The sequence below is a fragment of the Streptomyces sp. NPDC088261 genome (assembly GCF_044740805.1).
In the GTDB taxonomy this organism is placed as follows: domain Bacteria; phylum Actinomycetota; class Actinomycetes; order Streptomycetales; family Streptomycetaceae; genus Streptomyces.
The window spans coordinates 382,876-408,297 of the sequence record NZ_JBIURL010000006.1 but is presented as its reverse complement, the minus strand read 5'-3'; the positions used below and the strand labels follow the sequence as shown (position 1 = coordinate 408,297).

The 25,422-nt window shown below is 73.8% G+C and carries 5 protein-coding genes (1 of these 5 only partly in view); all 5 read right to left on the bottom strand.

From position 1 onward, the window contains the following. Positions 1-13: 13 nt before the first annotated feature. Tightly spaced (each overlapping or abutting the next), the 5 genes in view from ACIODU_RS15480 to ACIODU_RS15460 form a layout consistent with a single transcriptional unit that may run on beyond the window. Entirely contained in the window at positions 14-1,243 is a 1,230-nt protein-coding gene (locus ACIODU_RS15480) for a hydroxymethylglutaryl-CoA synthase family protein (protein ID WP_401767828.1), read from the bottom strand. Continuing rightward, positions 1,240-1,527 (bottom strand): phosphopantetheine-binding protein, encoded by a 288-nt coding sequence (locus ACIODU_RS15475; RefSeq protein WP_401767826.1) that lies wholly within the window; start codon positions 1,525-1,527, stop codon positions 1,240-1,242. Before ACIODU_RS15475 ends, ACIODU_RS15480 begins: the two co-directional genes overlap by 4 nt. After that, positions 1,524-2,498 carry an LnmK family bifunctional acyltransferase/decarboxylase gene (locus ACIODU_RS15470; RefSeq protein WP_401767824.1) on the bottom strand — a complete coding sequence of 325 codons (975 nt, stop codon included), beginning with the start codon at positions 2,496-2,498 and terminating at the stop codon, positions 1,524-1,526. The genes ACIODU_RS15475 and ACIODU_RS15470 overlap by 4 nt, the downstream gene beginning before the upstream one ends. After that, a complete protein-coding gene (locus tag ACIODU_RS15465; protein ID WP_401767822.1) occupies positions 2,495-25,378 on the bottom strand; it encodes an SDR family NAD(P)-dependent oxidoreductase in 22,884 nt (7,627 codons plus the stop codon). Before ACIODU_RS15465 ends, ACIODU_RS15470 begins: the two co-directional genes overlap by 4 nt. Beyond that, positions 25,375-25,422 carry the end of an amino acid adenylation domain-containing protein gene (locus tag ACIODU_RS15460; RefSeq protein ID WP_401767820.1) on the bottom strand. The gene runs 15,585 nt beyond the window's last position, so 48 of the gene's 15,633 nt are visible here — the last part of the coding sequence; its start codon lies beyond the right edge, outside the window; its stop codon occupies positions 25,375-25,377. The genes ACIODU_RS15465 and ACIODU_RS15460 overlap by 4 nt, the downstream gene beginning before the upstream one ends.

Sequence of the window (25,422 nt, the reverse complement as noted above, 5' to 3'; positions counted from 1 at the left end):
CGGGGGGTGCGGGTCAGCGCCACGCGTAGCGCCGGTGGTAGTCCTCGACGCCGGTGAGCACGAGCAGTTCGCCGGGCCGGCCGGGGTGGTCGAGGTAGTCGGCCCACTCCTCGGTCCCGACGCGGCGGTCGCGTTCCGGGACGAGGCAGGCCCGGGTCTCCTTGAGCAGCCGGACGTACTCGTCGAACCCGATGTCCCGCCGGGCCGCCAGCCGTTCGCCGATGCGCAGCGCGCCGAGTACCCGGCCGGACTCCGGAGTGATCACGCCGCTCAGGAACTCGGAGGCGCAGCCGGAGCCGTACGCGAACAGGCCGATCCGCTCGGGCCGTTCGCACGGCGCGGTGTCGATGGTGGAGGCGAGCGCGAGGTAGAGCGAACCGGAGCAGAGGTTGCCGACCACCCGGGGGTACGTCAGCGACGGCGCGACCCGGCGGGTGAAGTCCGCCTCGATCACGTCGGGTTGGGTGTCGCCGTGCTCGCGCATCATCTTGCGGTGGCCGGCCCGGACGAGACCGGCGAACGGGGTGTGCATCACCAGTCGGTCGAAGGTCTCCGCGAAGTCCGCGCCCTCCACGCGGTCCGCGTAGTCGGCGAAGCTGTGGGCGAGGCAGTCGAGGTAGGCGAAGAGGGAGCGGTCGGCGTCCGCGATGTCGAGGGTGGGCAGCGGGCGGGCGGAGTCGAGCGTCTCGTAGCTGTGGAGGCCGTAGGCGCCCGGGTCGATGGTCATGATCCGCGGGGTGTCGCTCAGCAGGACGGCCGCCGCGCCGTGGCCGGTGGCGGCCTCGGCGTATTCCGCGTACTCGTCCACCACGGCGACGTCGGTGGCGATGACCAGCGCCTTGGCCCCCGGTGCGCGTCCCGAGGCGAGGTAGCCGGCGGCCAGTTGGACCGCGCCCGTCGCGGCGTAGCAGGCCTGCTTGACCTCCATCACCCGGCAGGTACGGGGAAGCCCGAGGTACTCGTGGACGTAGGAGGCCACCGACTTGCTGTAGTCCACCCCCGACTCGGTGGAGGTGACGAGGAGTTCGATACGGCCGCGCTCGGCCGGGTCCAGCGCGTCGACCAGCGCCTTGGCGCTGTTCACGGCGTTGGTCACCGGATCCTCGAAGGGCAGCCCGACCGAGCGGCGTTCCATCATCAGGTTGGCGAGCCGGGCGCGGTCCAGGCCCCGGCCGTCGAACAGTTCGGGGAGGCCGATGCCGGCCAGGCCCGCGTACACGTCGAGCGCCTCGATCCCGATCATGCCAGCGGCCTCCGGCTCAGGTGGTCGACGAGCCCGTCGATGTCCGGGACGGCGCTGAAGTTCGACATGGGCTCGTCAATGCCGAGGCGCCGGGTGACGCCCAGGATGATCTCGACCCGGTCCACCGAGTCGGCGCCCAGGTCCCGCAGGTGCTTGTCGCCGGTGATCTCCTCCGGCGCCAGGGCCGGCAGTATGCTCCGGATCACCTCGTACAGCACCTGCTCGGCCCTGGCCCGGGCCGGTCCGTCCGTCGCGCGCCGTGCGCCGTCCTCCACACTGTTCACCGGGCCTCCTCGGGATCCCACAGCACCCGCTGGGTGCTGACGGCTATCAGGTCCGCGCTGTGCGCGTCGCGCACCACGACGTCGACGATCTCCTCATCCGTACGGTCCCGTGGGGCCCGGACGGTGACACCGATCTCGAACTCGCTGTCGGGGTCCGCGTTGCCGACGTAGCAGAGCTGCTGGTCGATCACCTTGCGGCGCAAGAACGCCCGGTCACCGCGCCCCAGTTCGCGCCACTGGCGCAGGACGGCGTGGTCCACGAAGGAGAAGTAGGACGCGAAGTAGACGAGTCCGACCCCGTTCAGGTCGCGGGTGATGTCGATGGCGTACCGGGTGGTGAAGCCCTCGGCGAGGGTGCCGTACTCCTGCTCCGGGTCCTCGCAGAACGTCAGCAGCGAGCGGGCGCGGCCGTAGACCGGCCTCGGCGAGTACTCCTCGGGCAGGGCCGGCAGCCGGGTGTGGTGGAAGTCCGGCGGCGAGGCGGTCTTCAGGCCCCGGTTGCTGTCGGCGTCCCGGCGGCTGACCCAGCGGTTGAAGTTCTCCACGTGCAGGCAGCCGGGCGCGGGGCCCCGGTGGAAGGCGGCCGGGTCCCAGGGCTCCGGCGGGGTGCCGGCCTTCACGGTCGCGGAGATGCGGTGGACGGTCAGCACGGACTCGCTGCCGAAGTCGAACGACCGTGACAGTACGTCGAGTTCGTCGCCGAAGGTGGGGCTGCGGAGGTGGAACTCGCGGCTGCCGCGCACCCGGTAGTAGAAGAACGCGAGGTATGCCGGGTCGCCCTCGGCGTTCCTGGCCGCGAGGACATCGGTGTCACAGAGGGATCCGACCGTCTCCCACGTCCAGTCGCCGACCTGACCGAGGAACAGGGAGTTGTGGCCGCACATCGCGGGTGAGACGGTCACCCGGCGCCGGACGGTCCCGGCGTCGAGCACCTGGAAGGCGGGGGGCACGACGGGCGGGGCGGGGGTCATCGGCCGCCCTCCGTTCGGCCGGTCGCGTCGACCTCGGCCAGGAAGCCGGCGAGCAGCTCGTTGAACCGCGGGGCGGCGGTGAGGCTGGGGAAGTGGCCCGCCTCCTCGAACTCGTGGTAGCGGACGTCGGGCAGGGTGCCGTGCAGCAGATGGGCGGTCTTCAGCGGGACGACCGTGTCGTGCCTGCCGTGCGCGATGAGTGACGGCACGGGGAGGCCGGCCAGTTGGGGCAGCAGATTCGGGGAGGCGTCGAACTCGTCGAGGTAGCGCAGCCCGATCTGGGCGTTCAGGCTCTCGCAGCGCAGCAGCACGTCCTCGTACCGCTGCCGGTGGGCGGCGATCGGCTCGGTGCCGGGCTGGGTGAGCAGGCGGTCGAAGTCCTCCCGGGCGACGAGCGCGAGGCGGTTCATCTCACCCTGCCGGTTGCCCACCTTGTACGACCCGCCGATCAGGGTCAGCGAGGCGGCCTCGCGCGGGTGCCGCAGCGCGAAGGACAGCGCGGGCAGCGCGCCGAACGAGGCGCCGGCGAGGTGCACCGGTTCCCGGACGTCCAGGGCGTCGAGCGTGCGGCGCAGCAGCTCGGCCAGGCCCTCCACGGAGAGGTCGGCGGCGGCCGTGGTCGATCCGACGCCCGAGTGGTGCACGCTGATCACCCGGTGGCGGTCGGCCAGGCCGGCGAACTGCGGGCCGAAGAAGCCCGCGCCGATGTTGAAGGGGTGCAACAGGACGAGCGGGGTGCCCTCGCCCGCCGTGAACACCTCGACGTCGCCCTCGCTGAGCGGGACCAGGTGCCTCCGTACCTCCGGCTGGTGCTCGCGCAGGACGGCGAGGTTCTCGTTGAGCGGCTGGTGGCCCTCGTCCATCGCGGCGCGGACGTCCGCGGGGATGGCGGCGGCCGGGTGGTACGCGGCGGTCGCCGGGTGCTCGGCGGCGCTCCGTGCGTCGACGGGTACGAGCTCCGGGGCCGGGACGCCGTCGCGGTACAGCGCCGCCAGCCGGCGGCCGGCCTCCCCCGCCCGTTCGGCGCCGAGGCCGACCGGGACGGCCAGGCGGATCAGCGTGGCGTCCGGGCCGCCGGCCAGGTGCGGGGCGGCCCGGATCCCGGTGTGGCGGTAGATCCAGGACAGTTGGCCGGCGACCGGGTGGGCCGACCGGTCCGCCCCGGGCATCCGGGCGGCGTCGAGCAACACGCAGTGGCCGCCGGCCTCCCGTACCGGAAGCCCCGCGTCCGCGAGCACCTTCCGGAGTCGGCGGACGGCCTCCATCCGCCCGGCCACCAGTCCGGCGGAGCGCTCGCGGTCGGCGAGGGCCGCCGCGATCAGCCGGCGCTGGGCGACGCCCGGCTCGGCGCCGCGCCGCAGGACGTCGTCGTGCAGGAGGGCGGCCAGCGCGCTGTCGTCGGTGGCGACGATCCCGCCGAGATCGATACCGTGGTCCTTGGACAGGCCGAGGGTGACGGCGGTGGCGAGGCCGAGGATCTCCTCGGCGACCTCCCACATCTTGCGGCCCCGCTCGCCGTCCTCGTGCGCGGCGACGAAGGCGGCGTTCTCCAGCACCCGGGTCGCGTCCAGCACGAGCGGCACCCGGTGGGCGTCCGCCACGGTCCGGATGCGGCGCAGGTTCGCCAGCGACAGCGGGTGCCCGCCGAGCGCGTTGGTGCTGGTCTCGACGCAGACGAAGGAGACCCCGCCGGGGTGGGCGGCGAGCGCGCCGTCCAGGGCATCGACGTCCAGGTCGGCGCGGAAGACGGGCGGGCCGTCGGGCGTGGCGGCCGTCCTGACCGTCAGCGGTACGAATCCGTGGTCGACCTGGTGCAGCGCCCAGGTCGGGAACAGCTCGTTCTGCGCGACGAGCCCGCGCCGGCCGGGCCAGGCCCGGCAGAGCAGCGCTTCGGCGGAGCGGCCCCGGAGGGTGGGGACGACGTACCGGAAGGGCAGCAGGCCCGCCAGGTCGTCGGCGGGTCCGCCGCGGGCGGTGGCCTGTGCGCGCAGGGCGGCCGTGCCGTCGGCCACGTACGGGGTGTCGAGTTCGGTCCAGGAGTCGGTGACGAGGTCGAAGTCGGCCTCGCCGGAGCCGAGCAGGAGGGGGTTGTATCCGTGCGCGGCGAGGCGGCGCTCGCGGAGGGCGACGGCTTGGGTGTCCGGTGGTGTGGTTGTGGTTGTGGCTGTGTCTGCCTCTGCGTCAGTGGCTTCTGTGGATGTGTGCGGTACGGCCTGCGGCAGGGGCTCCGGTACGGGTGTCGGCTGCGTGGCCCGGGGGGCGGCGGGAAGCCGGGCCGCCGAGACGTCGGGGTTGGCGATCATCAGGATCAGCTCGCCGACGTCGGTCGGCTCGGCGTCGGACGGCCGGCACAGGTAGACCGGCAGGTTGACGGGCCGGAACTTGTTCTTGAAGCGGAAGTTCCCCTCTCCGGTGAACACCCCGGTGGACCGCAGCTCGGTGAGCGCCTGCTCGGCCACCGGATCGGCGTTGGCCGAGGAGCACAGCCGTACACCCAGGCTGGCCCCGAAGCTGAACATCGTGCGGCCCTCAGCGGCGAGCAGCCGCACGATCTCCACGATCGTGAACTCCAGTCCCCCCATGGGCGTTTGCTCGGAGTAGAACTCCAGGTCCAGCAGGTAGCCGTTCTCGGAGGGGATCCGGGTCACGATGACCGCGCTGCGCAGTGTGTTGCCCGCGTACGTCAGGAACATCCGGTGGCGCTCCGCGAGCAGCCCCCGGCTGATCTCGTCGCGGACGGTGAACACGTACGGATTGACCATGTCCTTGGTCGCGCACCAGTCCTGGATCAGCCCGGCGATCGCGGCGTCGGTGGCCGGGTCGGAGCCGACGCGGTACTCGGCGACCGAGACTCCGGGCATTCGCTCGAAGCGCTGGACCATGTACCGGAGTCGCCGCATCCGCGGTCCCGAGAGGGTGAACTCCTGGATGTCCTGCATCCGTTGGACCACACCGAAGGGCGTGGCCGAGAAGGGGCGCCCGCCGGCCTCCTCCAGACGGATCATCGAGAGCAGGTTGGGCTTCAGGCCGTGGCGCTCCGCGTGGTCGGTGTACTCGGCGGTCAGCTCCGGGAGATCCTCCTCCGACCCGACGTAGCTCCACGCCAGCAACGCGCCTTCCCGCTGGGAGAAGTTGAAGTAGGCACGCCGGGCCGAACCGAGGAAGATCAACGGTGCTATGTCCCGGCCGGGCAGGCCGCCCTCCTTGGCGTGCCGACGGTCGAGTGCGGCGATCACCTCGGCGATCTCCGGGTGGCCCTCCAGCTCACGCTTGCGTACCACGACCGGACCGTCCGTCGGCGGCTCGGCCGCCAAGTCGGTTGCCAGTGTGTCTATCTGATTAGGCGTCAGATCTTCGGCGCGGGCGCCGTGCGCCGTGGACAGGTGGTTCGCCAAGGCGCCCACCGTGGGGTGGTCGAACAGCAGGGACTTGCGCTGCGGCCCGAACCGCCGCTCCAGAGCGGACACGACCCTGAGCATGTCGAAGGAGGTGAAGCCCTGGTCGGCGAAGGCGGTCCCGGCCTCCACCGGGCGCTCGGCCGTCGCCTCGATGAACAGGACGAGTTGACGCTCCGTCAGATTCGCTGTGCCGGCAGGACTTCCGAGGGCGGCGGCGACGGCCGTGCTCAGCCGGTCGACCGAGTCCTGTTCGTAGAGTTCTACTGCCTTGAGGTCCAGGCCGTAGGTCTCGTTGAGCAGCCGGACCAGGTCCATCCTGAAGATCGAGTCGAGCCCCAGCTCGCTGAAGGACTGATCGGCCGACAGCTCTTCCTCGGGTGTCCCGAGGATGTCGGAGAGCAATGTGGTGACGGTACGGCGGACCTCGTCCAGCGGGGCGCCGGGCCTGGGGGTGGTGGGCCCGGGGGTGGTGGGGGTCGGCGGCAGGGTGCGGGGCACGGACACGGCCGTGGTCGAAACCGGATCCGGAGCCGGGAGCCGTACCGGTACGTGCCGCTCCGCCGGCTCGACGGGCCCGCCGAGCGGGGCCAGTTTCACCCGCTCCCGGGAGGACGACGAAGGCGAGGACGGTGACGCTGCGATGGTGGCCTCCAGGATCGGTTGGGGTGCGCCGGGCGCGAACCAGTGGCGGACTCCCGCGAACGGGACGGCGGGCAAAGGAGTACGGCGCGGCAGCGAGCCGGTCCACAGGCGGCTCCAGTCGACCTCGGAGCCCTCCACCCAGGCACGGGCCAGCCGGTCGAGGCCCCCGTACGCCTCCGCGGCCGGGGCGCCCTGCCGGGCCGTACCCCGGTGGGCGCCGGCCGGGCACACGCCCCGGGCCGCCGAACGGAGCCCCCGTACCAGCTCCGCCCGGTCGCGGACCACCAGGGCCAGCCGCTCAGGGCACTCCTCGCGTCCGGTCTGCAACGTACGGGCGACCGAGGCGAGGGCCGGCTCCCGGCGTTCCAGGTGATCGGCCAACAGGCTCGCGTACCGCTCCAGTTGTACGGCGGACGGCGCGGACACCACCATCAGGCGCGGGCTGCCGTCGTCGGCGGCGGCGGGCTCGGGGGCGTACGACTCCAGCACCACATGGGAGTTGGTGCCGCCGAACCCGAACGAGCTGACTCCGGCCCGCCGTACGGGCACGCCGTCCGTGCCCGCCGGTCCGTCCCAGCGGACGGGTCCTTCGACGATCCGCAGCGGTGTCCCGTCGAGCCGGATGTGCGGGTTGAGCCGGTCGAGGTGCAGGTGGGGCGGGAGTTGGCCGTGCTCCATCGCGAGCAGCACCTTGAGGACCCCGGCGATGCCCGCCGCCGCCTCCAGGTGACCGATGTTCGTCTTCACCGACCCGATCGCGATGTGCGGCCGGTCGGGCAACTCCCGGCCCCGGTCTGCGTACAGGGTCGTCAGGGCCTGCTTGACGCCTTCTATCTCCACCGGGTCGCCGAGGCTGGTGCCGGTGCCGTGCGCCTCCAGGTAGCCCAGGAGGTCGGGGTCGGTGCCGGCCGCGCGGTGCGCCTGTACGAGAACCCGCGCCTGGGCCTCGGGGTTGGGGGCGGTCAGCGAACCGGAACGGCCGCCGTGGCCGACCGCCGTCCCGGCGACCACCCCGTAGACGTGGTCACCGTCGGCGAGGGCGCGGTCGAGCGGCTTGAGCAGGACGACCCCGCACCCCTCGCCCCGTACGTACCCGTCGGCCGCCGCGTCGAAGGTCTTGCAGCGGCCGTCCGGGCTGAGCATCCCGGACTGCTGAAAGGAGACGAACAGGGCCGGACTGAGCAGGACGTTGACGCCGCCGACCAATGCCTGCTCGCACTCCCCCGCCGCCAGTGCACCGACCGCGTGGTGGAGGGCCACCAGCGAACTGGAACAGGCGGTGTCGACGGATTCGCTCGGGCCGCGCAGGTCCATCAGGTACGAGACGCGGTTGGCGAGGATGGCGTGCGCGACGCCGCTCGCGCTGTGCGCCTCCACCGGCGCCGTGTCCTTGCCGAGCAGGTCGGCGTAGTCGGAGGTGGAGACACCGGCGAACAGGCCGGTCGCCGTTCCGGCCAGGTCGGAGGGCCGGTAGCCCGCGTCCCAGACGGCGCGCCAGGTGGTTTCCAGGAAGAGCCGCTGCTGTGGGTCCATCAGGGCGGCCTCGCGCGGGGCGATGCCGAAGAAACGGGCGTCGAAGCGGCTCACGTCGGTCAGGAAGCCGCCCCGGTAGCCGGCGGAGCCGGGGGCGCCCGCGAGTTCCGTACGGTCCTCGGGCACCCCCGTCACCAGGTCCCGGCCCGCCAGCAGGTGGTCCCAGAACTCCTCCGTGGTGGCGGAGCCGGGCATCACTCCCGCCATACCGACGACCGCGACCTGGAACGCGCGGGGGGCCGCGCCTGGTGAGGGCTGTGCGGGTCCCGTATCGGAAGCGGTTGGAGGGGCCTGCGTCGGCTCCGCCACGGGTGTGGGCCTGTGCCGTGCGGACGTTTCGGCGGCGTGGTGGCGGCCCAAGTAGGCGGCGAAGGAGGCCAGATCGGGGCACTCGAAGAGGACGGTCGGCAGCAGGTCCAGGCCGTAGAACTCGTTGACCTGGTTGATCAGTTCGGTCAGCGTGATGGAGTCGAATCCGAGTTCCAGCAACTGGGCGTCCAGCTCCACCTCTTGCGGATCGACCAGCAGGAACCCGGCGGTCATCGCGCGCAGTTCGCGCTCCAGCTCGGCCATCGGCGGCTCCACGGGGCCGGCCGGTTCGGCGGACTCCGCCGCGAGGGCGCCGACGGATGTCACGGCGGGCGCGGCAGTGGGCGTGGCGACGGACTCCGGGGGCGGCACCGGCCGTTGGACGACCGTGACCCGTACCTCCTGACCGCCCACGGCCAGGTCGAGCGCCCTCAGCCCGTTGGCGGTGCTCAGCGGCGCCATGTCCCAGCGGCGCGCGAGGAGTTCGCGGGTGGCGGTGTCCACGCTCATGCCACCGTCGGCCCAGAGCGGCCAGGCGATCGAGACGGTGTGCCCGGTACGGACGCCGGCCGCGTGGCGCTGGGCCCGTTGCTCGGCGAACTCGTCCAGGAAGGCGTTGGCGTAGGCGTAGTCGAACTGGCCGGGGTTGCCGCTGTAGGCCACCACCGAGGAGTAGAGGACGAAGAAGTCGAGCGGCTGGCCGGCCGTCGCCTCGTCGAGCGCGACCGCGCCGGCCGCCTTGGGGGCGAGTACGGCGTCGAGGTCCGCGCGGCTCTTGGAGACCGCGCGGGAGTCGCGGGTGACACCGGCCGCGTGGACGACACCGCGCAGCGGGCCGTACCGCGCGACGGCGTCGGCGACCAGCCGGTGTGCCTGGCCGGCGTCCGAGACGTCGGCGCGCAGGTACGTGACGGTGCCTGCGCCCGCGCCTGCGCCCCGGTTCAACTCGTCCACCAGGTCCTGCCGCCGGGCTTCCAGTTCGGAGCGGCCCACCAGGAGGACGGTCACCCGCTCGCGGGAGGTCAGCAGCCGTGCGGTGTGCACGCCGAGCGGTCCGGCCCCGCCGGTGATCAGGTAGACGCCGTCCGGGCGTGGGCGGAGTTCCGCGGTGGGCGGGGGGACGAAGTCCCGCAGCACTCTGGTCTGCCGCGCGCCGTTGCTGTGGCGGACCTCTGCGGCGGTTCCCGGCCGGCATCCGGCCAGTTCCGCCACCAGCGCGGCGGCCCGGAGGTACGGCGGCGCCACCGCGTCGGCGCCCTCGAAGGCGACCCGGGCGGCACCCAGCCGGCCGTGTTCCAGCGCCAGAGTGCGCAGCGCGGCGCCGACCGCCGCGTCGTACGGGCGGGAGGATGGGGTGGGGGCGGTGAAGCCGTAGACCACCCGCAGGTCCCTCGGGGCGCCCGGCCGGGCGAGCAGGGCGGTGGTGAGGCCGGCCAGGGAGTGGAACCCCCGGTCGAGGCTGTCGGGCAGGTCGTCGCTGCCTAGGCCGGCCGGGTTCTCGGGGGCGCAGAAGATCAGGGCGTCCGGTTCCAGGCCCCGGTCGGTGAGGTCCGCGACGAGGCGGGTGCAGTGCTCCCGGTCGCCGAGCGCCAGCCGGTAGGAGTTGTCGTCGGTACGGGAGAAGTCCTCGGCGTTGTCGGTACGGGAGAAGTCCTCGGCATCGTCCGTACGCGCGAAGTCCTCGGCCCGGGTGAGGAGGACGGCCCGTACCCCGTCGGCGGCGAGCCGCTCGGTCAGGGCCTCGGCCAGCCCCGGCTCCTCGGCGACCACCAGCGCGGTACGTGGCGCCGGGGTGCCGGACGCGGGCTCCGGTAACGGTGCGTCCTCCCAGGCGGGGCGGGCGAAGCGGACGAGGGCGGCCTCTTGGCGGGTGGGGGTGGGCGGCGGGGCCGGTAGGTCGTGCTGCGCGGGGTTCGGTGCGGGGTGGGGGGTGGCGCTGCTTTGGCTGACCTCTTGTGCGCCGTTTCGTACGGCCTCCGCTTCGGCGTCCCGTACGACTTCCCGCGCGTCGTCCTGTACAACCTGGCGCACTTCCTCCCGTACAGCTTCCTGCACGTCGTCCCGTAGGGCCTCCTGCGTGCCGTCCGGCTCGGCGAGCCAGTAGCGGGCGCGGTCGAAGGGATAGGTCGGGAAGGCGGCGCGCCGTGGCCGGGGGCCGGACCACAGGGGCCGCCAGTCCACCTCCGCCCCGGTCAGCCACGCCCGAGCGGCTTCCACCCGGTCGTCGCCCTGCCACCGTGGTACGCCGGTACGGGCGGCGGTGCCGGTGAGGACTCCGGGGGCCCGGCGTCCCTCGGCGAAGGCCCGCAGGCCCTCGGCCAGTTCCGGCAGGTCACGGGCCACGACGGCAAGGCGCTCGGTCAGTTCCCGGCGCCCGGTCTGGCTGGTCCAGGCGAGCGAGCGCAGCGACGGTCCGGTGGTGTCGGCGGTGTGGGTGACGTCCTCGGCGAGTGCGCCGTGCCGCAGGTGCTCCGCGACCCGCGCGGCGAGCACGGTCAGCCGTTCCTTCGTCCGGGCGGACAGCAGGAACACCTCGTCGTGATCCTCGGGAGCGGCCCCGGCAGCGATCGCCGGAGCGTCCACCTCCAGGTACTCCTCCAGCACGAGGTGCGTGTTGGCCCCGCCCGCGCCGAACGAACTGACGCCCGCCCTGCGCGGATACGCGGTCACCCGCCCGTCGAGATTCAGTTCGGGCCGGGGCCACGGGGCCGCGCCGGTCAGCGGACGGAACGGCGATCCGTCGAAGTCGATCTTCGGGTTGATCCGTTCCAGGTTCGCGCTCGGGTACAGCGTCCGGTCCCTGAGCTGGAGCAGGACCTTGGTCAGCCCGGCGATGCCCGCCGCGCCCTCCAGGTGGCCGATGTTGGCCTTCACCGAGCCGATCGTGACCGGCGGGCCGTCCCAGCCGGCGCCGCGCACCGCGTCCTGGCCCGGGCCGCCCGCCGCATCCGCGCCCGAGCCGAAGGCGCGGGTGAGCGCCACGACTTCGATCGGGTCGCCGAGTGCGGTGCCGGTGCCGTGGGCCTCCACGTACCCGACCGTGCGCGGGTCGACCCCGGCCTCCTCCAGCGTCCGGGTCACCAGTGCCGCCTGGGCGTTGGGGTTGGGCACCGTGTAACCGCTCGTCTTGCCGCCCGCGTTGGCCCGGCTCGCCTTGATGACGGCCCAGATCCGGTCGCCGTCCGCCTTCGCCTCCGCCAGCGGCTTGAGGAGGACGGCGCCCACCCCCTCGCCGGGGACGTAGCCGTCCGCGCCCGCGTCGAAGGTCCGGCAGGCGCCACCGCTCGCGAGCATGCCCCGGCCGGCCAGGGCCACCAGGTGCGCGGGGTGGAGGATCAGGTTGACCCCGCCCGCGACGGCCATCCGGCACTCCCCCCGGCGCAGGCTCTCGCAGGCCAGGTGTACGGCGGTGAGCGAGGACGAGCACGCGGAGTCGACCGCGAAGCTCGGCCCGGTCAGGTCGAAGACGTAGCTGGCCCGATTGGCCACCGACCAGTAGGCGGAGTGCGCGGCACCGAACTCGCCCCGGTTCCAGCCGGAGGCCGCGGCGAGCTGACCGTACGAGCCGTACATCAGTCCGACGAAGACGCCGGTCTCCGGGACCCGGGTGTGCTCACCGAGGTAGCCGGTCTCCTCCAGGAGGTTCCAGCAGGTCTCCAGGAACAGCCGCTCCTGCGGGTCGATCGCGGCCGCCTCGCGCGGCAGGATGCCGAAGAGCTGTGGGTCGAATTCGTCGATGCCGTCCAGGAATCCGGCCCACTTGCCGTAGGTACGGTTCGGCCGGCCGCGCCGGGAGTCGAAGTGGTCGCGCCAGTCCCACCGGTCCGCGGGCACTTCCGTCACGGAGGTGGCGCCGGCGGCGAGGTTGCGGGCGAAGGCGTCGAGGTCGGGTGCGCCGGGGTAGCGGCCGGTGACGCCTACGACGGCGATGTCGAGGCTGTCGTGGGGGGCGGGGGCCGGGTGCGAGGGCGACGTGACGTCAGGGATTCCCTGGGCGGGGGGAGTTGGTGGGGTGGCGGGATTTGCCTCTCCCGTGACTGTGACCGTGACCGTGGCTGGGTCCGGGGAGTCGGTGGGCTGGGGCTGGGGCTGGGTGACTGGGGCCGCCGGATGTGCCGGGCCGTCCTCGTCACGGATCAGGACGGCGGTGAGACGCTCCCTCCGTATCTGAAGGAGGTGAGTGGCGAGCCGCTCGATCGTCGCGTGCTCGAAGAGCAGGGTCGCCGGGAGTTCGCCGAGGTCGTCGGAGAGCAGGTCGATGATCTCGGCACCGAGCAGCGAGTCGACCCCGATGTTGTCCAGGGTCTCCCGGTCGGTGATCTCGTCCTCGCCGCACTTGAGGAGCCCGGCGAAGACGCGCTTGAGGTAGTCGCGGGCTCGCCGCTCCAGATCGGGAGCGGAAGCGGGAGCGGGGATCGCCTGGGAGGTGGCAGCGCCGGTAGCGGCCGACGCCCGCTCGGTGGCGAGCGGCATGCCGTGCCCGGCCAGCCGGGCCGGGTCGGCCTTGATGACCAACGCCTGCCCCGCGCCACTGGACAGAGCGGTCCGCAGGGCCGAGAACCCCTCCGCCGGGTCGATGGAGCCGACACCGAGGGCGGCGAACGAGCGGTGGTAGCGCTCGTCCGACACCGCGCCGACGGTTCCCCAGAAGCCCCAGTTCACCACCGACACCGGGAAGTCGTACCGTCCACGCGCCTGCCAGGCGTAGGCGTCCTCCAGGGTCGCGGCGGCGGCGTAGTTGGCCTGCCCCGGCGAGGCGACGAAGGACGCGGCGGAGGAGAACAGGACGCAGAAGTCGGGCCGTTCGTCCGCGAGCGCCTCGACCAGTACGGCGGTGCCGACCGCTTTCGCGGCGAGTACGCGGGTGAAGTCCGCCTCCGTCATCCGGGCCAGGGGTACGTCACGCAGCTCGCCGGCGGCGTGCAGCGCGCCGTGCAGGGCGCCGAAGTCCTGCCGGGCCCGGGCCACGGCCGCCCGGACGGCGACGGGGTCGGTGACGTCGCCGCGTACGTAGCGGATGTCGCCGCCCAGCCGGACGATCTCGGCCGTTCCCGCCAGGACCTCCGGGTCGTCGCCGGGTCTGCGGCCGAGCCACACGAGCCGGGCGCCGTGCACGGCCGCGAGGCGTTCGCTCACCGCCCGGCCCAGGCCGCCGGCCCCGCCGACCACCAGGTACACGCCGCCAAGGCGCAGGGCGGGACCGGTCGCCTCCCGCGCGAGGGGCTCGAAGCGGCGCAGGTAACGGCGCTCGCCGCGCAGGGCCACGACGGGGTGCGTGCCGTCCTCGGCCACGATCCGGCGGGCGGCGCGGGACGGGTCGGCGGCCACGCTGTCCGGGTCGACGTCCACGCAGTTCACCCGCCAGAGCGGGTGCTCGGCCGCCACGGTACGGGACAGCCCGACCAGGCCCGCGCCGTGCGGCAGGACTCGGTCGTCGGGTGTGACCGGCAGGACGCCGTGCATGACGAAGGTCACGGCGAGCGGGCGGGCCGCCTGGCCGAACCGGAGAAGTTGCTTGAGCAGGTAGAAGGCGGCCAGGGTGACCGGGTCGCCGGTGGGCGCGGTGTCGGCGAGTTCCGGCACGGCGCCCGCGCTTCCGGCGAGGACGTAGAGCACGTCGAAGGGCCCCGGGGCGGGGGTGGCCCCGCCCAGCGCGATACGGATCACCTCGTCGTGGGGGTGCAGCCCGGCGAGCGCATCGGCGAGCGGGCCGCCCCCGTCGGCACAGGCGACCGCGACCCGACGCCCTGCGGCACCGGGGAGCCGATCGGCCGGCGCGGCGTCCTCGTACCAGGCCGGGCGGCAGATCAGCAGCGGGTGGTCCGGGGAGGGGGCGGCTGGTGCGGACATGGCGGGCGCATCGGCAACGACCGGGGAGTCGGGGGGCACTTCGGCCACGACCATGGGCTCGGCGGGCCGGTCGGCGACGGACGCGGACGCGGCTGGCGCGTCGGCGATGGTCACGGCCACGGCCGGCACGTCGGTGACGACTGCGGGTACGGCAGCTACGTCGGCGACGGCGGGCCTGGCGGCCGGGATGGCCGCCCCGGGCAAGACGATGGCTGACGCTGCGGATGTGCGGGAGTCCGCAGGCTGCACGACAGCGGAAGCGACGGAGGCGCCGGTCTCCACGGGCCGTACAACGGCGGGCGGCGTAGCGGGGCCGGACCCCGAAGGCCCCACGACACCGGGCGCTGTGAACGTGCCGGACACCTGAGGCCGTACAACGGCGGGTGCAGCGGATATGTCGAATTCCGCAGCCTGTACAACGGCGGGCATGACGGACGTGTCCGTCACCACGGGCCGTACAGCGGCAGCCGCCGTAGCCGGGTCGGCCCCCGCAGGTCCCACGACATTGGGCGCGGCCAACGCGCCTGACACCCCGGACCGTACAACGGCAGGCGCGGCGGACGCGCCGGATTCCGCAGCCCTCGCGACAGCGGACGTCCCAGGCACGACGGACGTGTCCGTCGGCACAGGACGTGCTGTGGCAGCCGCCGGAGGCGGGCCGGGCTCCGCAGGCCCTGCGGGTGCGGGCGCTCGGGACGTGTCCGATGCGCCGGGCCGTACAACTGCTGGTGCTGCGGATGTGCCGGGTGCCCCGGGCCGCACGGCGGCGGACGTGGCGTACGTCATCGGGTTTGTAGTAGTGGGGTCGGACTTCGCCGGTTGTGCCGTGGCTGGGGCTACCGTCCAGTGCCTGGTGCGGGCGAACGGGTAGGTGGGTAGTGGGACGTTGCGGCGTGGGCGGTCCGCGTGGGCGGTGGTCCAGTTGACGGCCTGGCCCGTTAGGTAATCCTCGGCGAGTCGCCGCAGGTGCTCGCCGTGGGTGTCCGTGGGCGGTCGGCCGCCGGTGAGTAGTTCCTCGGCCTGTTCGCGTAGTTCTGCCACGTTCCGGACCACGAAGGCGGCCCGTACGGGGAAGTGTGCCCTCGACAGCGCGAGCGTGCGGGCGGTGTCGCCCAGGTCGTGTTGTTCCGTCAGACGTCCGGTCAGCTGCCGCACCCGCTGGTGCAGGGCCTCGGCCGTGCGCGCCGACAGGGGCAGGACGACTGCCTCGTTGGCCGGTCCCTCGGCCGACGCCGCCTGGGGCGGGGCCTCGGCCAGCACCACGTGCGCGTTGGTCCCGCTGAACCCGAAGCTGCTCACCGCGCCGACCCGCACGCCGGACGGCCCTGGCGGCCAGGGGATCGCCGACGTGGCGACCCGGAACGGGCCGCGCTCGAAGTCGATCTTGGGATTGGGCGTCGCGAAGTTCAGCGACGGGGCGATCCGCCCCGCCCGCAGGCCGAGCACCACCTTGATGAAGCCCGCGATGCCCGACGCCAGCGTGGTGTGCCCGATGTTGGACTTCACCGAACCCAGGTGGCACACGCCGGCCGACGCGGCCCGGTCGCCGAAGACCTGCATGAGGGCCTTCACCTCGATCGGGTCGCCGAGCGCCGTCCCGGTACCGTGTGCCTCCACGTACCCGACCTCGTCGGGGCTGAGGCCGGCCCGCCGGTAGACGTCCGCCAGCAGCGCCGCCTGGGAGTCGGCGCTGGGGGCGGTGATGCCGTTGGTCCGGCCGTCGCTGTTGGAGCCGGTGGCCTTGATCACCGCGTACACGGTGTCGCCGTCCGCTAGGGCGCGGTCCAGCGGCTTGAGCACCACCGCGCCGACGCCCTCGCCGAGGACGATGCCGTCGGCCGAGGCGTCGAAGGGGGCGCAGCGGCCGGTGGGTGAGAGCATGCCCGCGCTGCTGGTCCAGACGTGCATCCGGGGCGTCAGCATCACCGCGACGCCGCCCGCGACGGCCGTGTCGCACTCGCCGGACCTGATGCTGCTCACGGCCTGGTGCACGGCCACGAGCGACGAGGAGCAGGCCGTGTCGATGGCGACGGCGGGGCCGCCGAGGTTGAGGTGGTAGGCGATCCTGGCCGCCAGGATGGACGGCGAGTTGCCGAGGAACGCCTGGCCGGTGCCGTCCTGGCCGTTCTCCTCCAGCAGCCGGAGGTAGTCGCCCGCGCCGGATCCGATGAACACGCCACAGTTGGCGCGCTCGGCGCCGGGGACGGCGTAGCCGGCGTCCTCCAGGGCCGACCAGGCCTCCTGGAGGAAGAGGCGCTGCTGCGGGTCCATCTGCTCGGCCTCCATCGGTGAGAGGTGGAAGAAGGCCGCGTCGAACCGGTCCACGTCATCGAGCAGCGCGGCCCACTTGCTGTAGGTACGGCCTTCGGCGCGGCGGTCGGGGTCGTAGTACTCGGCGATGTCCCAGCGTTCGGCGGGGACTTCGCGGACGCTGCCGCGTCCGGCGACCAGGTTGGACCAGAAAGCCGGCAGGTCGGGGGCGTCGGGAAAGCGACCGGACATGCCGATGACGGCGATGTCCGCGGGGGCGGGGGACGTGGCGGGCGTCGCTGGCCTGGCGGCCTTGGTGGGCGTGGCGGCCTTGGTGGGCGTGGCGGGCTCGGTGGGCGTGGCGGGCTCGGTGGGCTCGTTGGGCTGCGCGGGTGAGGCGGCCTCGGCGGGCTTGACGGACGGGGCGGTCTGCGCGGGTACGGCAGTCCCGACAGGTGTCGGAGATGCCGGAGACTCCGCAGGTACGGGGGGCACGGCTGCGGGCGGGCGAATCGGGGTGAGGGTTATGGGTCGTGGCCCGGTTGGGACCCCGGGGCCGTCCTGCGGTCCGGCCGGGCCCGCGGGGCGGATCAGCAGAGGTGGCGGCTGCGCTGGGCCGGTCGGTCGGTCCGGTGACGGCCCGTCACTGGACCGACCGATCGGGGTCTTGGGAGGTACGGCCTGCGAGAACGCCGTATCACTGGCTACGGGCCCCGGTGCGGCGGAGGAAGCCTCCTCGGCCGCCACCGGAACGTACGGGGGCTCCTCGGCCGGAACATATTGCGCCTCCGGGCCCGGACCCTGCGGTGCCTGCGGCGCTTCCTCGACCACGGCTGGGGCGTGGGGGCGGACGGCGGCGGCGTGGAGGGCGCGGCCACGGGCGAACTCGGCGACCACGTGGTCGGCCAGCCGGTCCAGGGTCGGGTGGTCGTAGACCGCAACCGAGTCGAGATCGAGGCCGAAGTGCTGGTTGAGGTCACGGACGATCTCCACCGCGCCCAGCGAGTCGACGCCCATCTCGCTGAAGGTCAACTGCGGGTCGATCTCGTTCCGGTCGAGGTACAGGTGACCGCAGAGCGTGTCCATCACCACGGCGATGACGACGTCCCGTTGCGGCCCGGGGGTGACCGGCCGGGGCGAGCCGCCCTCTCCGTCCTGCCGCGGCGCGACGGGCGCGGGCGGAGCCGCGTCCGAGGGCTGGGCCTGGGCCGAGGGCGAAGCCGGGGCTTGGGGCGACGCCAGGCCGGGGGCTGAGGCTAGGCCCGGGGGCGGCGACGGCACCAAGCCTGGAGACGAGGGCGATCCCGGAGCCGGGGGCTGTACCGCGTCCAGGCCCGAGTCCGTAGCCGGAGCTGGCGCCGGGCCAGCCAGGCCCGAACCCAGGAACCGGGCCGAAGCCGCGTCCGGGCCCGAGCCCGCTGCATTGGCTGGCACCGTGGTAGTCGAGCCGGAGCCGGGGCCCAGGAATGGGGCCGAGGTCGAGGCCGCGTCCAGGCCCGAGCCCGCCGCCGGAGCTGGCGCCGTGGCGGCCAGGCCCGAACGCGGGAACGGGTCCAGGGCCAAACCCGGAGCCGGGGCCGGAGCCGGGGGCAAGTCCGAGTCCGAGGCCGAGGCCGGAGCCTGGGCAGAAGCCGCGTCCGGGCCCGAACCCGCAACAGGGGCTGGCGCCGTGGCGCCCGGCCCCGAGCCGAGGAACGAGGCCGAGGTCGAGGCCGCGTCCTGCCCCGAGCCCCCAGCCGGAGCTGGCGCCGTGGTGGCCGGGCCCGAACCCAGGAACGGGGCCTGGCCCGGAGCCGGGGGCAAGCCCCAGGCCAAGGCCGAGGCCGGAGCCTGGGCCTGGGCCTGGGCCGGAGCCGGAGCCGGGGACGGAGCCAAAGCCGAGGCCGGGGACGGAGCCGGGGCCAAGTCCGGGGCCGAGACGTGGGTCTGGGCCGCATGGAGGGGCCAGTCCAGTGTCGGGGCGTCCACGTCTGGAGCCGGGAACGGGGACGAAGGCGAGGGCCGGGCATGGGTTGGATTCGGGGACTGGGGTGGGGCCCAGGGTTGGGGCTTTGGATCGGCCCGGGCCGGGGAGGGGGTGGGGACGTGGGGGCGTCCTGTGGCGTCTTGGGGGGTGGGCCTGGGGTGGGCGTATCCTCGTACCTTTGCCGTGTGGTGCTGTACCCGGGTCACCGCGTCCTCGCCCAGTACCCGGCGGTGCAGGTCGGCCTCTCGGGTGATCACTGTGTGCAGTTCGGCGAGGGTACGGTCCGCCAGTTCGCGTTTCAGGGCCCGTACCGGCAGGGAGGGTTGGGACGCGATCGTCCGGGCCAGGTCCAGGGCGGCCGGGAGTACCTCGTCGCGCGGGAGGAAGGTGACCTGGGCACCGCGCCGTTCCAGTTCGGCGCCGCTGAAAGGCCTGCCGGTGTAGAACATCTCAGTGGCCAGCGAGCGCCCGAACCTCCGCTCCAGGATGTACGTGGCGCCCATGCCGGGCGTGAAGCCGTACTTGAGGAAGCTGGCCGCGTACATCCCCTCGCGTGCCATCAGGACCATGTCGGCGTGCAGGCCGAACATCAGGCCGCCTCCGGACGCGTGCCCGGACAGCGCCGCGATCACCGGGCGGTCGCAGGACAGCAGCCCCTCGTAGAGGAAGGGCACGTCGGTGAAGCTGCCCCGGCCGCCGGCGAGCCGCTCCAGGGCCTCGGGCGTTCCGCCCATGCTGAACGCGGGTCCCGCGCCCGTCAGTACCACGGCCTTGACGTGGTCGTCCGCGCTCAGTTCGGCGAAGGCGGCCTCCAGGCCGCGGACGGTCTCCTCGGTGAACATGTTGCTGCTGGTCCGCATGACGACCAGGGCGATGCCCGGGTCGAGAATCCGTGTCTCGACGGCAGGGCCGTCCGCGGGGCCGTCCATGGGGCCGTCCATGGGGAGCGGACCCGCCGTCCGCCGTGCCGCGTGCGCGCCGGGAGCCGTGGAGGGTTTGGCCGACGTCGCCCTCTCGGCCGCCGCCACCGCCCGATCGGGCCCGCTTGACCGCTCCAACTCCAGCCCCGATCCAGGCTCTTGGCCGCCCGCCGCCCGCCGTACCGCCTCCGCCTCTCCCCCGCCGTCCTCAACAGCGGCCGGGCCCGTGGGCCCGCCCCGCCACTGGCCCAGCCAGCACCTCTCCTCGTTCAGCGGGTGCGTGGGAAGCGGGATCCGCCGCCCCGCCGGGCCACCGTCCCGCCCGCCCCACTCGTGCCAGCGCACCTCCGCTCCCGCCGCCCACGCTGCGGCCAACTCCCGGAGCCGTCCCCGCCGGAACAGCGCCGCGCACTCCTCCGGTGAGGGCCGGCCCGTCGTGCCGTCGGTGGTCCGGTCGTCGGGTCCGCCCGTGACGTACCCCGCGCTGTCCGGCGGCGCGCCGTCCAAGAAGGCGTCGAGGGCCTCCCGCAGCCGGTCGAGAGCGGTGGCCGGATCGTCCGCGACGACCGCCAGCCGGTAGGGCCTCGCCGTACGGCCGACCTGCAAGGTGTGGGCGAGGTCGGCCGGGTCGGGACCGGCGCCCGGCCTGGGCAACGCCGCGAGTTTCGCGATGCGGCGCAGCGTGCCGTCGGGGGCGAGGGCGTCCGGGGGTACCGCGAAGGCCAGTTCCTCCTCGATCCGCCGCGCCAGCTCCAGCAGGCCGGACGGGTCGAGGCCGAGATCGCCGAGCCAGGCGTCCGGATCGACCTGGTCGTCGCGTACGCCGAGCAGCTCGGCCGACAGCCGGACGAGCGTGGCGGTGCGCGCCCCCTCGTCCGGGGCCGGGCCCGGCCCGGCGTCGAGGTGGGCCCGTAGCGCATGTGCGTACGCGCGCAGGCCAGCCGGGTCCGGTGCCGAGAGGACGAAGAGCAGCGGGCCGCCGGTGCCGGACGGGGGCCGGGCACCACCGTCGTACCCCTCCACCACCAGATGGGCCCCCGCGCCACCGGCGCCGAAGGCGCTGATCCCGGCCCGGCGCGGAGAGCCGTCCGCCGGCCGGGGCCATTCCGCGGCGTCGCTCTGGATACGCAGCGGCGAACCCGCGAGGTCGAGGTGCGGGTTGGGTTCACGGGAGTGCAGGGACGGGACGAGGCGGCCGTACCGCAGTTGCAGCAGCACCTTGGTCAGCGCGGCGATGCCCGCCGCGCTCTCCAGGTGCCCGATGTTGGCCTTGACCGATCCCACCGCGACCCCGCCGTCCGCCGCCGCGCCGGTCCCCGCGAACGCCTGGCGCAGCCCCTCGATCTCCACCGGGTCACCGAGCGAGGTCCCCGTTCCGTGGGCCTCGATGTAGCCGATCGTGCGCGGGTCGACCCCGGAGCGGTGCAGGGCCGTACGGATCAGCACGGCCTGCGAGTCCGGGCTCGGGACGGTGAAACCGCTGGTGCGCCCGCTGTGGTTGGCGGCCGACGCCCGAATGACGCCGTGGATGTGGTCGCCGTCCGCGAGCGCCCGCCGCAGCGGCTTGAGCAGGACCGCGCCCACCCCCTCCCCCGGTACGTAGCCGGTGGCGCCCGCGCCGAAGCTCCGGCACCGGCCGTCGTCGGAGAGGAACTGCCCCTGCGCGAGCTGGAGATACTTCTGCGGATGGACGGTGACGTTCACCCCGCCCGCCAGGGCCAGACTCGTCTCTCCCCGGCGCAGGCTCTCCACGGCGAGGTGGATCGCGGTCAGTGAGGACGAGCAGGCGGTGTCTACGGCCATGCTCGGGCCGGTCAGGCCGAAGGTGTACGAGACCCGGTTCGGGACCGCCGCGTGCATGGCGGTCGGCGCCACGCCTCGGTCCTGGAAGAGCTGGTAGTGGTTCCACATGACCCCGGCGAAGACGCCGACGGTCTCGCCCCGAAGCGTGTGCGCCGGGCGCCCGGCGTCCTCCAGGGTGCGCCAGCAGACGGTCAGGAAGAGGCGTTCCTGCGGGTCCATCCGCTCGGCGTCGCGCCGGGAGATGCCGAAGAACTCCCGGTCGAAGAGGTCCACGCCGTCGAGGAAACCGCCCCATCTGCTGTACGTGGAGCCGGGGCGGCCTCGTTCGGGGGCGAAGTAGCCGCTGTGGTCCCAGCGTTCCTCGGGGACGGTGGTGATGGAGTCCCTGCCCTCGGCGAGATTGCGCCAGAACGCGTCGAGGTCGGGGGCCTGGGGGTATTGGCCGGCCAGGCCGATGATCGCGACGGCGTCGGTCTCGGGGGCGGGGGCGGAGGCGACGGCGGTCGGGGCGGAGGGGGCGGCTGTGGAGGGGGCGGGGGCGGGAGTGGCGTCGGCGGCCAAGTGCGGGGCTTGGTGCGGTGCTTGGTGCGTGGCTTGGTGCAGGCCTTGGTCCGGTGCCTGGTCCGGGGCTTGCTGGTACGGAGGCCGCTGATGCGGGGCTTGCTGGTACGGGGCCGTGTCCGCGTCCGCGAAGGGCCGGGCGACGCGGTCCGGTGAGCCGTACACCGCGACCGACACGCCCTCGGGTCCGGACAGGACACGCTCCAGCAGTTCGAGTCCCTCAGGCGTGGGCATCGGCCAGGTCCCCCGGGTGCGCCGTGAGTGCGCGATCGCGTCCGGGGTGAGCCGCATGCCGCCCTCCGCCCACATCGGCCAGCCGATGGCGTGGGTACGGCCTGGCCGGTCGGCGCGGGCGGAACGGGCCTCGGCGAAGTGTTCCAACCATGCGTTGGCGAAGGCGTAGTCGCTCTGCCCGGGGGTGGCCTGGGAGGCGGACAGCGAGGAGTAGAGCACGAACAGGTGGAGCGGATCGCCTGCCGTCGCCCGGTCGAGGTTCAGGGCGCCGAGGACCTTGGGGAGGACCACCGCCGTGGGCGCGGCGTCCGGCTTGGTACGGAACAGGGAGTCCGCGGTGACGCCGGCGGTGTGGAACACCCCGTCGATCGGCCCGAACCGCTCCCGGACCAGGGCGAGCGCCGCCTCGACGTCCGCCGGGCGGGTGACGTCGGCCGTCAGGTACGCGACCTCGGCGCCGAGGGCGCGCCAGGTGTCGGTCCTGGCGGCCAGTCCGTCGTCCATGGGACGGCGGCCGATCAGCGCGATCCGCGCGGCGTACCGGGCGGCCAGGTGAGTCGCGAGGGTGCTCGCGAGCGCCCCGGCTCCGCCGGTCACGACGTAGACGCCGTGGCGCTTGAGCGCGAGCGCCGAGTCGGGGTCCGTGGGGGTGGCGGGCGCCAGCCCCCGCAGTTCGCGACGGCCTGCGATGTGGCGGGACTGCGGGCCGCCCCCGCCCGCGGCGAGTTCCGCGAGGACGGCGGTCGCGACGGCGCCGGCCGTCCAGCGGTCCACTCCGACCGCGCGGCAGAGCAGTGCGGGAGCCTCGGCCGTCACGCACCGGGCGAGTGCACCGACGGCGAGGTGCTCCGGGGCGCCGCCGCCGTCCGGGACGGGATGGACGAAGAGGATCGCCGGTACCGGGTGCACGGCCGGGCGGCCGGTCACGGACCTCGCCAGGCGCAACAGGGTCAGGGCGGGCGCGTCCGGCCCGGTGGCCCCGGCCTGGGCTGCCGGGACGACCAGGGCGGCCGGGCGTACGCCTCGGGCGTCGAGCGCGGACCAGAGCAGGTCCAGCTGGGCGGGATCAGCCGCGTCGAGGCGGTAGCGGGCGGCACCGGCCTCCTCGAACACCGGTCCCGGGCCGACGTGGACGACGGACGCACCGGTCGCCAGGACGGCCAACTCGGCCGTGAGGCCGTCCGGTTCACCGTCAGGAGCGAACACCACGAGGTCGCCGCCCGGCGGGGTGTGGGCCGTGGCCGGAGCCTCGTACCAGCGCGGCCGGAACAGGGCGGTGGCGGAAGGACCGGACGCGGAGGGGGCCGTACCGGAGCCGGCACGCTCTCCACCGGCTGCGGGCGGAGTGGCGGCCGAAAGACCGGACGCGGCAGGGGTCCCACCGGACGCGTCACGCCCTCCACCAGAGGCCGGCAGAGCCGCAGCCGAAAGGCCGGACCCGGCAGTGGCCGCACCGAGCGCAGCAGCCTCGGCGCGGGGGGCCAACGGAGCCCCAGCCGAGGAGCCGGACTCGGCAGGAGCCACACCGAAAGCGACAGCCCCGGCACCGGGGGCCGGCGGAGCCGCCGCCGAAAGACCGGACCTGGCAGCAGCCGAACCGAGCACAGCAGCCCCGGCACCGGAGGTCGGCGGAGCCACAGCCGAAGAGCCAGACACGGCAGGAGCCACACCGAACGCCACAGCCTCGCCAGCCGGAGACGGCAAAGCCGCCGCCGAAAGGCCAAACTCCCCGGGAGCCACACCGGACGCGGCACGCCCCTCACCAGAAGCCAACAGAGCCGCAGCCGAAAGACCAGACCCGGCAGGGGCCACGCCGAGCACAGCAGCCCCAGCACCGGGAGCCTGCAAAGCCCCGTCCGAAAGGCCCGACTCCCCGGGAGCCACACCAGACATGGCAGGCCCCCCACCAGAACCCAACAGCGCCGCAGCCGAAAGACCAGACTCGGCGGAGGCCGCACCGAGCGCGGCAGCCCGGGCACCGGGAGCTGGCGGAGCCACAGCCGACGACCCAGCCTCGGTAGGCGTCACACCGGACGCGGCAGGCTCGGCGCCGGGAGACGGCAGAGCCGCGGCCGAAGGACCGGACGCAGACGCGGCGCGCCCTCCACCAGAAGGGGGGAGAGCGCCGGCCGTAAGGCCGGACCCGGCAGAGGCCGCGCCCGACGCGGCCGGGTCGGCGCCGGGAGGCCGTAGCGTGGTGGCTCCCTTCGGGTGCGCCTCCGCGAGGTGGGTGGCGAGGCTGTTGATGTGGGTGAACTCGAACAGCAGCGTGGGGTAGAGCGGGCTGCCCACCACCTCCTCCAGTAGTCCGCTGATCCGTACCAGGTCGGCTGAGTCCAGGCCGAGTTCGTAGAAACCCGTGCCGCTGTCGACCGCCGCCGGGTCCACGCCGAGTGCGTCGCCGACCAGGCGGCGTACCTGCGCGGTGTACGCCGTGACCGGGTCGGTGGCGCGGCCCGCCTCCGTACCCATGGCCGTGTCGGGGGCTGTGAGCGCGTCCGCACCTGCGCCCGCGCCCGCGTCCTCCGCCTCCCGCCACGCCGTCGGCTCGTCGAGCAGTCGGGTGATCAGGTCGGGGCGACGGATGCGCTTGCACGTGAGCGCGCCGAACTCGGCCGCCAGTACGCCGTGTTCGTCGTAGAGTCCGTAGTCGCTGCGGATCACGTCGCCGGAGTCCGCCAGGCGCTCGACGCCCGGCACGTACAGGTACATCTTCCGGCCGAGCGGCCGGGGCGCCCTGAACCGGTCGATGTGCATCGGGATGAACGGCTCGCGCGAGACCGCCTCCGTCTGCCCGTACGCGGCGATGGTGGCCGCGTCGAGCAGCGCGGGGTGCAGATGGAAATCGGCGGCGGCGGGGGCGGCCGCGTCGGTGCTCAGTTCGGCCAGCAGATAGCCGTCGCCTACGTGCAACGGACCGTGGCAGGCCATCGCGGGACCGTGCCGGATGTCCTCGTCCCGGGCGCGGGCGTACAGCTCGGCCATGTCGGTCGTACGGATCGCGCCGGCCCGCAGGGCGTCCACGTCGATCGTCCCCGGCTGCGCCGTACCGCCCGGTCCGCCGTCGAAGGAGTCGAAGGAGAGGACGGCCGTCAGGTTCTGCCGCCAGGGCGAGCCGGGAACCGCCGACCAGCGGCTGTCCACCGTCACCGGGCGCTCTCCCGCTCCGTCCGCCGCACCGATGATGATCCGGATCTCCCGGTCCATGCCCTCCGTGGTGGCCACCGCCTCGGTGAACAGGATCCGGCCGAACACCGCCCGTTCGTGGTCGAGCCCCTGGCTGCGCAGGATCCGCAGCAGGATGTCCAGGAAGGTCACGCCGGGCATGACCGGGACGCCGTGGACGCGGTGGTTGCGCATGATGAAGTCGGTGTCGGTCAGTACCACGCGACACTCGATCGGTCGGTCCGTCACGGTCGTGCTCCCCTTCGCCCGAGTGCTGAGGTCGGTTCGTCGTC

Coding starts and splice junctions, on each gene's coding strand:
- ACIODU_RS15480 (WP_401767828.1), bottom strand. CDS start 1,243: ATGATCGGGATCGAGGCGCTCGACGTGTACGCGGGCCTGGCCGGCATC.
- ACIODU_RS15470 (WP_401767824.1), bottom strand. CDS start 2,498: ATGACCCCCGCCCCGCCCGTCGTGCCCCCCGCCTTCCAGGTGCTCGAC.